We start from the raw sequence: 11,887 nt of genomic DNA, 5'->3' as shown, positions 1-11,887 counted from the left end.
GCGCGACCAGATTGCGCCACATCGCATCGACCTGGCCGCGAAGCCGCGGGTACCGCGCACGATCCGGCAGCCCCGCGCCAAGCACCTGCCAAGCGATCGCGCGAAGGCGAACGCAAAACGCTCAATTTTACTGTGCCTTGGCTGAACCGGTCAAACTGCGCGCGCAGCGGCGGCGAGGGGGCCGGTACGGGAAGCGTCGGCGCGGGCGTCGCGCCGAGCGGTGGGACATGCGGCGGTCGATCTGCAGGGGAGCAAACGCTCACTTCGCGCGTGGCGATGCGACCGGGGGCGTGCCGTCGTGAAACAGTGTCGCCAACTGCGAGCGCAGCTCCGGCGAATCGACGTGATGATGAACGCTGACGGCATGCTGCACGGCTGCCTCGATCAGTTCCCGCTCGCTGTCCGCGGACATCGCGACGGTGCAATTCATTTCGCTCGGAAACTCCCGGCAATCGATGTATTTGCGGGTCATGGCATCGCTCCTCGTTCGAACGGAAAGGACCGGCCGGGGCTGGCGCGAAGTGCGTCAAACCGGCGACGGCTGGATGTTCTGGTTGTGGCGGAACAGGTTGCCCGGGTCGTAGCGCGTCTTGGCCGCGACGAGACGCGCGTAGTTCGCGCCATATGCCGCGCCCACCCGCGCACCCTCCTCCTGCGTGAGAAAGTTGACGTAGACGCTGCCGAGCGCAAACGGCGCCGCGGCTTCGAAGAACGCGCGAGCCCATTCGATGCACCGGGTGTCGTCACCCGGGTCGTCCCAACGCGCATGAACGTTCATCACGTAGTTCGCGTCGCGACTGCAGTACGCGGTGGCGTCCGAGGGCACGCGAGCGGTGGCGGCGCCGATCTGCCCGAAAAAGACCTCGCACTCGGGTGAAGGCAAACGCGTCATCGTATCCATCGCCACATCGATCAATCCTTGCGGAAGATTCGCGAAGTTGTGCGATTTCCAATAGTTGCGCGCCCCCGGCGCAAGCAAGGGATCGAACGCCTGTTGCCAGGCGGTATAAGGCATGGCGCCGAGGTGCGCGCCGCAGGGCGTGCCCAAGCCGTGCAGGAACTCGGTTGCACGCTCGCCCTGCTCGACGGGTCCCGTATAGCAGAGCGCAAAGACGATGACCGGCGTGCCATGAACCTCGGACGGCAGAAAAGGCAGCGGGGGTGCAAGCCGCATCACGGCCCAAACCGAGACATCGTCGGACATCGCCGCGGCTGCTGCGTCATATTTGCGCAGGGCGTCGGACGCCTGCTCGAGCGGCAGCACGAACAGCCCGCCGTAGACTTCGGGGCCAACCGGGTGCAGTTCGAATTCGAACATCGTCACGACGCCAAAATTACCCCCGCCCCCGCGGATCGCCCAGAACAGCGGCGCCTCGTGCGTCGCGTCAGTATGGACGAGCGCGCCGTCGGCGGTGACCACGTCGGCCGACATCAGGTTGTCGACCGTCATACCGTATTTGCGGCTGAGCCAGCCGAAACCGCCGCCGAGGGTCAGGCCTGCGACGCCCGTCGTCGAGTTGATGCCGAGCGGCGTAGCAAGGCCGAATGCCTGAGCTTCATGATCGAAATCGCCGAGCGTCGCGCCCGGTTCGACATAGGCTCTGCACGCGAGGGGATCGATCCGCACCGACTTCATCGGCGACAAATCGATCACGAGGCCGCCGTCGCAGACAGCGCTGCCCGCGATGTTGTGACCGCCGCCACGCACAGCTAACAATAGACTGTTTTCGCGCGCGAATCCGACGGCGCGGCGCACGTCGGCGACACCGGCGCAGCGCACGATGAGCGCCGGCCGGCGATCGATTGTCGCATTCCAGATGCGACGCGACAGGTCGTACCCGGCGTCTCCTTCCTGCAATACGCCGCCCCGGACGGCAGCCCTCAAGCCTTGTACCGCATCGTTGGTCAAATTGGCCACGGGAGCCTCCGCGCTGGTTGGACGATACGTTGAACCATCCGTCATAGCATTGAAAGCACCATGAAAGATTGTCACGTAACCCAGTAATAGTGCGTGTTCGGCTCAGCCCAAAGGACAATTATCGATATGGCGGGAAGGCCCCCTCATATGCCGCAACGATGGCGCCAAGGCATTGTTCGTGCAGGGGAAGCGAGTCGCCCTTCCCAACGGCGCGTCATTACGCCTCGCCGCTCCAATCGAGCACGATCTTGCCGATGTGCTCGCCGCTTTCCATCAGCGCATGCGCCTGCGCGGCTTGGCCGGCAGGCAACACGCGATAGACGATCGGCTTGATCCGGCCGTCCTCGACGAGCGGCCATACGCGCTCTTTCAGTTGCGCGGCAATCTTCGCCTTGAAGTCGATCGAGCGCGGGCGCAGCGTCGAGCCCGTGATCGTCAGGCGCCGTCGCAGCACGTCGCTCAGGTTCACTTCCGCCTTCGCGCCGCCCAGCAACGCGATGATGACGAGCCGGCCGCCATCGGCGAGCGCCGACAGTTCGCGCGGCACATAGCCGCCTGCCACCATATCGAGGATGACGTCAACGCCGCGATCGTTCGTGAGCGACTTCACCACTTCGACGAAGTCTTCCGACTTGTAGTTGATCGCACGTTCGGCGCCGAGCGCTTCGCATGCCTTGCATTTCTCGGCCGTGCCCGCGGTCGCGAATACGCGAAAGCACAAAGCGTGAGCGATCTGAATCGCAGCGACGCCGATGCCGCTAGAGCCGCCCTGCACGAGTAGCGTCTCGTTCGCGCCGCCTTCGCCCGCACCCAGTTGCGCGCGATCGAAGACATTGCTCCAGACGGTGAAGAAGGTTTCCGGCAACGCGGCCGCCTCGACGTCGGTCAAGCCGCGCGGAACCGGCAAACATTGCGCGAGCGGGACATTGACGAATTGCGCATAGCCGCCGCCCGCGACGAGCGCGCACACCCGATCGCCCAGTTTCAGCCCGAAGGGGTTGTGTTTGCCGTCGAGGCTGCCGCCCACGATTTCGCCCGCCACTTCGAGCCCAGGCAAGTCGGATACGCCCGGCGGCGGCGCATAGGCGCCCTTGCGCTGAAATACGTCGGGGCGATTCACGCCCGAGGCCGACACCTTGACGAGCACCTCGCCGGTGCCGGGCGCCGGCATGGGCCGTTCGGCCAGCGCCAGCACTTCGGGTCCGCCGAACTCGGTAATTTCGATCGCTTTCACATTGCCTCCGGGGCAGTCGAACGAGGAACGGAAATGGAAACGGCCCTATTCTGATGAAAAAACGGCCGGCGTGCTTGAAAAGCGGCCGGCCGTTCTAGCGCCCAGAGGCGGCGAAGCGTTACTGCTGCGGTTCAGACGGAGCGGCGCCGGCGCCGCCTTCGTTCAAGAGCGCCTTCGACGACAGGCGCACGCGGCCCTTTTCATCGGTTTGGATGACCTTGACCTTCACCTGTTGACCTTCGGTGAGGTAGTCCTTGATGTCCTTGATACGCTCGTTGGCGATTTCGGAAATGTGCAGCAAGCCATCCTTGCCCGGCAGGATGTTCACGATCGCGCCGAACTCGAGCAGCTTGAGCACGGTGCCTTCGTAGACCTGGCCGACTTCGACGTCCGCCGTGATCGCCTCGATGCGGCGCTTGGCCTCGGCCATCCCTTCGCTGCTCGTGCTCGCGATCGTCACGACGCCATCGTCGGAGATGTCGATCGTCGTGCCCGTTTCTTCCGTCAGGGCGCGGATGACCGAGCCGCCCTTGCCGATCACGTCGCGGATCTTTTCCGGATTGATCTTGATCGTGATCATGCGCGGGGCGAACGCCGACAGTTCCGTGCTCGCGCCGGCCACGGCATCCTTCATCTTGCCCAGGATGTGCATGCGGCCTTCCTTCGCCTGTGCGAGCGCGACTTGCATGATTTCCTTCGTGATCCCTTGGATCTTGATGTCCATCTGCAGCGCCGTCACGCCGTCCGCCGTGCCAGCCACCTTGAAGTCCATGTCGCCGAGGTGATCTTCGTCGCCGAGGATGTCGGTCAACACGGCGAATTTATTGTTTTCGAGGATGAGGCCCATTGCGATGCCGGCGACGTGCGCCTTCATCGGGACGCCGGCGTCCATCAACGCGAGACAGCCGCCGCAAACCGACGCCATCGACGACGAGCCGTTCGATTCGGTGATTTCCGACACGACGCGGATCGAGTAGCCAAACTCCTCGGCGCTCGGCAGGCATGCGACGAGCGCACGCTTGGCAAGGCGCCCGTGGCCGATCTCACGGCGCTTGGGCGTGCCGACGCGGCCCGTTTCGCCCGTCGCGAACGGAGGCATGTTGTAGTGAAGCATGAAGCGCTCGCGGTATTCGCCTTCGAGCGCATCGATGATCTGCTCGTCGCCCTTCGTGCCCAGCGTGGCGACGACGAGCGCTTGCGTTTCGCCGCGCGTGAACAGCGCCGAACCGTGAGTACGCGGCAAGACGCCCGTGCGGATTTCGATCGGGCGCACCGTGCGCGTGTCGCGGCCGTCGATACGCGGCTCGCCGTTCAAGATTTGGCTGCGAACGATCTTCGCTTCGATGTCGAACAAGATGTTGCCCACGGCCGTCTTATCGACCGGCATCTGGCCCGCGGCCAGCGCTTGCTCGTCGAGCTTCGCGCTCGTCTGTGCGTAGACTTCCTTCAGCTTCGCCGAGCGCTGCTGCTTGTTGCGCATCTGATATGCGGCGGCCAGCTCGCCGTGCGCGATCTCGGTCACGCGCGCGATCAACGCCTCATCCTTCGGCGCAGGCTGCCAATCCCATTCCGGCTTGCCGCCTTCACGCACGAGCTCGTGAATCGCGTCGATCGCCGTTTGCATTTGCTCGTGACCGAACACGACGGCGCCGAGCATCACGTCTTCGGGCAGTTGATCCGCTTCCGATTCCACCATCAACACCGCGCGCTCGGTACCGGCCACGACGAGGTCCAGACTGGAATCCTTCAACTGCTCGCGCGTCGGGTTCAACACGTATTCGTTGTTCAGGTAGCCGACACGGGCGGCACCCACGGGGCCGTTGAACGGCAGGCCCGAGATGGCGAGCGCGGCCGACGCGCCGATCAGCGCGGGGATATCCGCCGGCACGTCCGGGTTGATCGACAGCACATGAATGACGACTTGGACTTCGTTATAGAAGCCTTCGGGAAACAGCGGACGCAACGGACGATCGATCAAGCGCGACGTGAGCGTTTCGTGCTCCGACGGACGGCCTTCGCGGCGGAAGAAACCGCCCGGGATCTTGCCTGCCGAGTAGGTCTTTTCGATGTAGTCGACCGTCAGCGGAAAGAAGTCCTGGCCCGGCTTGGCCGATTTCGCGCCGACGACCGTCGCGAGCACGACCGTGTCTTCGACGTCGACGATGACAGCGCCCGAGGCTTGGCGCGCAACTTCACCCGTTTCGAGGCGAACGTTGTGTTGTCCCCATTTGAATTCTTTGACGACTTTATTGAACATGGACATAGTCACTCCTTCTCTTTTTCATCTGTTTGGGTTCGCCGCCCCGATGCGGGACGCATCGCTAAGCGGCGCCGACAGCCGGCGCACCTGCGGGAAGAGTAGTGTTATGCCATTCCAGCGCCGCGCCCAGCGATTCAAAGGCTTGCTCGCCGCGCTGGAATGACACAAAGCTCTGCCCGCCTTCACCGGCGGTTCCGAACCGTCCCGCAGCGCCAACGGCGCGCCACGGGGTCGACTTCACGCACATGTGCAACCTGTGGCGTTCAGTCTTGTTGAAACTGCGCTCGCCGCTCCGACGCGAAGTGCGACGACGAAAAACAAAATGCCTGTATCAGCGCACTGACACAGGCATCTTGCATAAAGCGGCGACGGCCGATTACTTGCGCAGACCCAGCTTCTCGATCAGCGAACGGTAACGGTCGGCATCCTTGCCCTTCAGGTAGTCGAGCAGCTTACGACGACGGCTCACCATGCGCAGCAAACCGCGACGGCTGTGGTGATCCTTCGTGTGCGCCTTGAAGTGCAAGGTCAATTCGTTGATGCGCGTGGTGAGCAGCGCGACTTGGACTTCGGGCGAGCCCGTATCGTTCGTGCCGCGTGCAAATTGCGCGACGATGTCGGACTTCTTGGTATCAGCTAGAGACATTTGATTTCCTTTAAAACAAACGAGCGGTCACGGAAGAAAGGCCGTGCCGTGGGTTACGACGAAGCGCGCATTGTAGCACAACCGGCGAACGGGAGACGCGCGGCCCCGCCGGGCCGCCGCGCCTGCCGCCGGCCGGCCCTCAGGGCCGCTTCATCTTGCATTCGCTCGCGATCTGCGTCTTGTTCGGCGGCAATACCAGCACCGTGCGGAACCCGTAGCCCGAGCCCTCGTTGTCGAAACGAACGCCCGCCGTGCCCGCCTTATCCATCTCGATCACATAGAGGGGCTGGATCAACTGATGATCGTCGGCGCGCATCTTGGCCTGCGTGAAGCCGTTGTCGTATTGCGCCCCTTCCAGTGCCTTTGCCACCGCCACGGCGTCGGTGCTGTGCGCGCGCGTGAGCGCATCGGCCAGCATCTCGATCATCACGTCGATGCGCAGCAACGCGTAATCGTCGTGCGCGCCGGGAAAGCGCGCGCGAAACGCGGCATAGTACGCGTCCGAAGCCGATGCGTCGGCATGCGGCAGCCGCTCGGCCGGCGGCGCCGCCGTGCCCGCGTTCGGATGCCAATCGGCGACGGCCAGCACCCGGCCCACGCCTGCTTCGCCAATGGCGGCCGGCGCATCGAGGCTGTTGCCGTAGAACGTATAGAACTTGCCCGCAAAGCCTTGCTCGCGCGCGGCTTTCACGAGCAGCGCCAAATCGTTGCCCCAGTTGCCCGTCACGACGGCGTCGGCGCCGCTCGCGCGCAGCTTGGCGATGTAGGGCGTGAAATCCTTGACCCGGCCGATCGGGTGAAATTCGTCCCCGACGACGGCCACGTCCGGGCGCTTGGCCGCCAGCGCCGCGCGAGCGAGCGCGCTGACGTCGTGCCCGAAGCTGTAGTCTTGGTTGAGCAAATAGACTCGCTTGACCGACTTGTCGCGCGCGATGACATCGGCGAGCGCGTTCATCCGCATGCCGGCGTGCGCGTCGAAGCGAAAATGCCAGAAGCTGCAAGACGCGCCGGTGAGCGCGGGATCGTCCGCCGAATAATTCAAGAACACCGTGCGGTTATCGGGTTCGCGCGCGTTCTGCTTGTCGATGGCGGAAACCAGCGCCGCCGCGACGGCGGAGCCGTTGCCCTGCAGGACGAACGGGATATGGCGATCGGTCGCGGCGCGCAATTGGACGAGCGCTTGCTCGACCCCGCCTTGACTATCGAGCACCACGAGTTCGAGCGGATGGGCGCCGTCGGGCAGCGTCACGCCGCCGCGCGCGTTGACGCGCTCGATCGCAAAACGGATGTTGCGCTCGACGGCCGCGCCTGCGTCGGCGAACGGCCCCGACATGCCTTCGATCAGCGCCAACCGGATCGGTGCGCGTGGCGTTTGCGCGCTTGCCCGCGTGGCCGGCGCGGCGATCGCGGTGAACGCGAGCGCGATCGCCACCCATTTCTTCCATTGACTCGTCATCCGCTTTCCTCACTGTCCGAAAGCGCGGATCATAGGCTGCGAGCATGCCAGATCGCAAGCAGCGCGATCGCGCGCGCGCCCGCTCATCGCCGAATCATCGCCGAATCGACGGTACGAGTTGGGGAACATCGCCCGACTGCATGCCTTCTGCGGCGCGCTCCGCGGCGCTTGCCCTCTGTCCAAGGATGACGACCCCGTGGTAAAACGCCGCTTCTCGGAGTCAACGGAGAAATTCATGTTCAAGCGTCTATCGGCCGCGCTCGTTTGCGCCGCAGCGTTCGCGCTCTCGGGCTGCGCGCAGCCGTGGCAGGGCTTCACGCGTGGCCAGGATCAATCTGCGCTCGTCGCGCGCCTCGGGCCGCCGCGCGAAATCTACGATCTGCCCGACGGCGGCAAGCGGCTCATGTGGCCAACGCAGCCGATGGGCGAAGAGACGACGGCCGCCGACGTCGATTCGACAGGAAAGATCGTCACGGTGCGGCAAGTGCTGCAGCCGAGCGAGTTCTACAAGGCGCAGATCGGCACGTGGACGAAACAAGACGTGCTCGTGAACTTCGGCCGGCCGGTCGAGACGGCGTACTTCCCGCTGATGAAACGCGAAGTGTGGACCTACCGTTATCTCGAAGACAACGTGTGGTACCAGCTTTATCACTTCTATTTCGATCCGCAAGGCATCTTGCGGCTCACGCAAAAGACGCCGGATCCGCTGCACGAGCCGGAGCGGGATCGGTTGTTTTAAAAGAACGGGAGACAACGCTGGCGCGTGCTCACGCCCGCCTGTCCATACGGCGCCCCATTGCGGGGTTACCGCCGAAAAGCACGAAGCCCCCGACGGCGAATGCCGGTCGAGGGCTCCGTAGGCAACCGCCGAGGTGTCGTCAGACGCCTTGCGGATTCAACTTCTCCGCATTTCCATAGAGCTTATTGAGCGCCGAAATATACGCTTTCGCCGAAGCCGCGACGATATCGGGATCGGTGCCGACGCCGTTCACGATGCGCCCGCTCTTGGACAGCCGCACCGTCACTTCGCCCTGCGCCTGCGTGCCCGTCGTAATCGCATTGACCGAGTAAAGCAGCAATTCCGAGCCGCTGCCCACCTCTCCTTCGATCGCATTGAGCGTCGCGTCCACCGGACCGTTGCCGCGCGCCTCGCCGACGGTTTCCTTGCCGTCCACCGAGAACACCACGCGCGCATGCGGGCGCTCGCCCGTCTCCGAATGCTGGGCCAGCGAGACGAACTTGTAATGCTCGCGCTCCTGCGCCGCAGCCGATTCTTCGGTCACGATGGCGATGATGTCCTCGTCGAAGATCTCGGCCTTGCGATCGGCGAGTTCCTTGAAGCGCACGAACGCCTGATTCAAATCGGCCTCGCTCTCGAGCGCGATGCCGAGCTCTTGCAAGCGCTGCTTGAATGCATTGCGGCCGGAGAGCTTGCCGAGCACGATCTTGTTGGCGCTCCAGCCCACGTCTTCCGCACGCATGATCTCGTACGTGTCGCGCGCCTTGAGCACGCCGTCCTGGTGAATGCCCGACGCATGCGCGAACGCATTGGCGCCCACCACCGCCTTGTTCGGCTGCACCACGAAACCGGTCGTTTGCGACACGAGCTTGGACGCCGGCACGATCTGCGTCGTATCGATGCCGAGCTCCAAACCGTAATAGTCCTTGCGCGTGCGCACGGCCATGACGATTTCTTCGAGCGCCGTATTGCCCGCGCGCTCGCCCAGGCCATTGATCGTGCATTCCACTTGCCGCGCGCCGCCGATCTTCACGCCGGCCAGCGAGTTCGCCACGGCCATGCCCAAATCGTTGTGGCAATGCACGGAGAAAATGGCCTTGTCCGAGTTCGGGATGCGCTCGCGCAGCGTCTTCACGAGATTGCCGTAAAGCTCGGGCACGCCGTAGCCGACCGTGTCCGCGATATTGATCGTCGTCGCGCCTTCGTCGATCACGGCTTCGAGCACGCGGCACAGAAAATCCATGTCAGAGCGGCTGCCGTCCTCGGGCGAGAACTCGACATCGTTCGTGAATTTGCGGGCAAAGCGCACGGCCAGACGCGCCTGCTCGTACACCTGCTCGGGCGTCATGCGCAGCTTCTTCTCCATGTGCAGCGGGGAAGTGGCGATGAACGTATGGATCCGAAAATGATCGGCCGGGGCGAGGGCATCGGCGGCCCGCTGGATGTCCTTGTCGTTGGCGCGCGCCAGCGAGCAGACGGTGCTGTCCTTGATCAGCGAGGCGATCGCGTTGATCGCGTCGAAATCGCCGTTCGAGCTTGCCGCGAAACCGGCCTCGATCACGTCGACCTTCATGCGCTCGAGCTGCTTCGCGATGCGGATCTTTTCTTCTTTCGTCATCGACGCGCCGGGCGACTGTTCGCCATCTCGCAACGTCGTGTCGAAAATAATCAGCTTGTCTGCCATGTCATGTCTCCAGGGGGACGTTTGCTTTCGGGATGTGCAATGCAATGCGAAAACGGAATTCGGGCGTTGCCGCCACCGCTGGCGACGCCGAACAACGAACGAGGCAGACGGGGGCGAAAACGATTAGCGCGGTAGGCGCGCTAGCGCTAGCGCGCATAGAGGCGCACTGGCTAGGAGGGATAGGCGGGGGAAGGTCAAAATCGACATGTCGCCGACTATAGCGGCATTCGCCGGTTCGCGCAATCGGCACCGGACGGGCGAGCGCACCCGGCGAGCGCCATGCGCTCCCCCGGTGCGGCCGCACGCGCGTCATGGCCCCTTTTTTAGTGTTCGTGCGGCGCCGAGCGGGCCGGATTGTCGCGCCCGCGCACGGCCATGTAGCCCCAGAACGCGTAGCCCGAGAGCCCGTAGAGCACGAACAGGCCGAACAGCATCAACGGCGGATCGGACGAAACCAGCACGAACGCGACGACGACGAGCAAAATCGCCGCGAACGGCACCCGATGCCGCACGTCCAGCGCCTTACCGCTGTAAAACGGTGCGTTCGAAACCATCGTCACACCGGCATAGATCGTCAGCGCGAACGCCACCCATGGCAGCCAAACGAGCTTGAGCGGCACGCGATTGTCGGTGGCGAGCCAAACGAAGCCCGCGATCAGCGCGGCGGCGGCCGGGCTCGGCAACCCCTGGAAGAAGCGCTTGTCGACCACGCCGATGTTCGTATTGAAGCGCGCAAGCCGCAGCGCGGCCCCCGAACAGTAGACGAAGGCGGCGAGCCAGCCCCACCGCCCGAGGTCTTTCAGCACCCATTCGTACATCACGAGCGCCGGGGCGACGCCGAACGACACCATATCGGACAGAGAGTCGAACTGCTCCCCGAACGCGCTTTGCGTGTGCGTCATGCGCGCGACGCGCCCGTCCATGCCGTCGAGCACCATCGCGACGAAGATCGCAATGGCGGCGATCTCGAAGCGCACGTTCATCGCTTGCACGACCGCGAAAAATCCGCAAAAGAGCGCAGCCGTGGTGAATGCGTTCGGCAACAGGTAGATGCCCCGCGTGCGCAAGAACTGCTGGCGCGCGGCGCGACGGCTCTCGGCCGGCGCCGAATCGGCGCCGAGCGTCTTGTTGCGGCGAAACGGATTGCGCCGGAACGGGCGCGGCATCGGCGTGGCGCCGGTGCGCGGGCGACGCGGTTTGAAAGCGGCCATCGAACTCTCCCTTTGGCCGCGTCAGAGTTCGGCGAGGATCGTCGACGAGGCGAACACCTTTTCGCCGATCGACACCTTCGCGCGGCTGCCGAGCGGCAGATAGACGTCCACGCGCGACCCAAAACGGATAAAACCGTAGCGCTGCCCACGTGCGAGCGGCTCCCCGGTACGCACATAGCAAAGAATACGCCGCGCGATGAGGCCCGCGATCTGCACCGACGTAACCGTTTGGCCGCTCGCGGTTTGGATCACGATCGCGTTGCGTTCGTTTTCGACCGAGGCTTTATCGATGGCGGCATTCAGGTAGGCGCCCGGGAAGTATTCCACCTTCGTGATCGCACCGTCCACCGGCGAGCGCTGCGAGTGCACGTTGAAGACGTTCATGAACACGCTGATCTTGAGCGCTTCGCGATCGGCGTATGGATCGCGCGTGGTTTCCACGGCGACGATGCGCCCGTCGGCGGGGCAGAGCACGGCGTTCGCTTGCGTGGGAATCGCCCGCGGCGGATCGCGGAAGAACTGCACGACGAAGATCAGCAGCAGCCAGAACGGCCAGGCCAAACCGAACCCCGCGACCGCATGGATCAACAACGCAACGACGGCGGCGATCGCGATAAACGGCCAGCCTTCGCGCGCGATGATCGGATGTGGGTAATTCATGGATCGTTTCGACTTTTTGTAAAACCACTAGGATAGCAAAAGCCGTCCCGTACAAGACGCACGGGACGGCTTTCAAAGA

The 11,887-nt window shown here is 64.0% G+C and carries 10 protein-coding genes; 1 reads left to right on the top strand and 9 read right to left on the bottom strand.

The genetic code is table 11. The features are described 5' to 3' along the window. Positions 1–259: 259 nt before the first annotated feature. The 6 genes from MMB74_RS17890 to MMB74_RS17865 all read right to left on the bottom strand — a co-directional run bounded on the left by MMB74_RS17890 (position 260) and on the right by MMB74_RS17865 (position 7,514). Positions 260–472, bottom strand: coding sequence for a DUF1059 domain-containing protein (locus MMB74_RS17890; RefSeq protein ID WP_277429993.1), 213 nt, complete (start codon positions 470–472; stop codon positions 260–262). Positions 473–526: 54 nt separating this feature from the next. Continuing rightward, positions 527–1,918, bottom strand: a complete 1,392-nt coding sequence (locus MMB74_RS17885; protein ID WP_277429992.1) for an FAD-binding oxidoreductase — start codon at positions 1,916–1,918, stop codon at positions 527–529. Positions 1,919–2,135: 217 nt separating this feature from the next. Continuing rightward, complete coding sequence (locus MMB74_RS17880) at positions 2,136–3,152, bottom strand: NAD(P)H-quinone oxidoreductase (RefSeq protein WP_277429991.1); 1,017 nt, start codon at positions 3,150–3,152, stop codon at positions 2,136–2,138. A gap of 118 nt (positions 3,153–3,270) precedes the next feature. Then, positions 3,271–5,415: a polyribonucleotide nucleotidyltransferase gene (gene pnp, locus MMB74_RS17875; protein ID WP_277429990.1), complete on the bottom strand. Its 2,145-nt coding sequence runs from the start codon at positions 5,413–5,415 to the stop codon at positions 3,271–3,273. 373 nt (positions 5,416–5,788) lie between these two features. Further along, entirely contained in the window at positions 5,789–6,058 is a 270-nt protein-coding gene (gene rpsO / locus MMB74_RS17870; protein ID WP_277429989.1) for a 30S ribosomal protein S15, read from the bottom strand. 139 nt (positions 6,059–6,197) lie between these two features. Then, positions 6,198–7,514, bottom strand: a complete 1,317-nt coding sequence (locus MMB74_RS17865) for a branched-chain amino acid ABC transporter substrate-binding protein (RefSeq protein WP_277429988.1) — start codon at positions 7,512–7,514, stop codon at positions 6,198–6,200. 235 nt (positions 7,515–7,749) lie between these two features. Here MMB74_RS17865 and MMB74_RS17860 point away from each other — a divergent pair, with 235 nt between their 5' ends. After that, positions 7,750–8,253 (top strand): hypothetical protein, encoded by a 504-nt coding sequence (locus MMB74_RS17860; protein ID WP_277429987.1) that lies wholly within the window; start codon positions 7,750–7,752, stop codon positions 8,251–8,253. Between the two features lie 139 nt (positions 8,254–8,392). Here the strand turns inward: MMB74_RS17860 and MMB74_RS17855 are convergent, their stop codons facing one another. From MMB74_RS17855 to MMB74_RS17845, 3 genes are all read right to left on the bottom strand, one after another. Further along, positions 8,393–9,937, bottom strand: a complete 1,545-nt coding sequence (locus tag MMB74_RS17855) for a 2-isopropylmalate synthase (protein WP_277429986.1) — start codon at positions 9,935–9,937, stop codon at positions 8,393–8,395. A 323-nt stretch (positions 9,938–10,260) separates the two neighbouring features. After that, positions 10,261–11,148, bottom strand: coding sequence for a CDP-diacylglycerol--serine O-phosphatidyltransferase (gene pssA / locus MMB74_RS17850; RefSeq protein ID WP_277429985.1), 888 nt, complete (start codon positions 11,146–11,148; stop codon positions 10,261–10,263). Positions 11,149–11,169: 21 nt separating this feature from the next. After that, a complete protein-coding gene (locus tag MMB74_RS17845) occupies positions 11,170–11,808 on the bottom strand; it encodes a phosphatidylserine decarboxylase (protein WP_277429984.1) in 639 nt (212 codons plus the stop codon). Between the last annotated feature and the right edge of the window lie 79 nt (positions 11,809–11,887).

Origin of the sequence: Trinickia sp. Y13 (assembly GCF_029522115.1) — a bacterium.
Taxonomy (GTDB): domain Bacteria; phylum Pseudomonadota; class Gammaproteobacteria; order Burkholderiales; family Burkholderiaceae; genus Trinickia.
The sequence above is the reverse complement of the archived record's forward strand: the minus strand, read 5'-3'. Positions and strand labels throughout refer to the sequence as shown.

Bases quoted from the DNA above. Each gene is read 5' to 3' on its own strand.
- MMB74_RS17845 (WP_277429984.1), bottom strand. From the start codon at position 11,808: ATGAATTACCCACATCCGATCATCGCGCGCGAAGGCTGGCCGTTTATC.
- rpsO (WP_277429989.1), bottom strand. From the start codon at position 6,058: ATGTCTCTAGCTGATACCAAGAAGTCCGACATCGTCGCGCAATTTGCA.
- MMB74_RS17860 (WP_277429987.1), top strand. From the start codon at position 7,750: ATGTTCAAGCGTCTATCGGCCGCGCTCGTTTGCGCCGCAGCGTTCGCG.
- pnp (WP_277429990.1), bottom strand. From the start codon at position 5,415: ATGTCCATGTTCAATAAAGTCGTCAAAGAATTCAAATGGGGACAACAC.
- MMB74_RS17855 (WP_277429986.1), bottom strand. From the start codon at position 9,937: ATGGCAGACAAGCTGATTATTTTCGACACGACGTTGCGAGATGGCGAA.
- MMB74_RS17865 (WP_277429988.1), bottom strand. From the start codon at position 7,514: ATGACGAGTCAATGGAAGAAATGGGTGGCGATCGCGCTCGCGTTCACC.
- MMB74_RS17890 (WP_277429993.1), bottom strand. From the start codon at position 472: ATGACCCGCAAATACATCGATTGCCGGGAGTTTCCGAGCGAAATGAAT.
- pssA (WP_277429985.1), bottom strand. From the start codon at position 11,148: ATGGCCGCTTTCAAACCGCGTCGCCCGCGCACCGGCGCCACGCCGATG.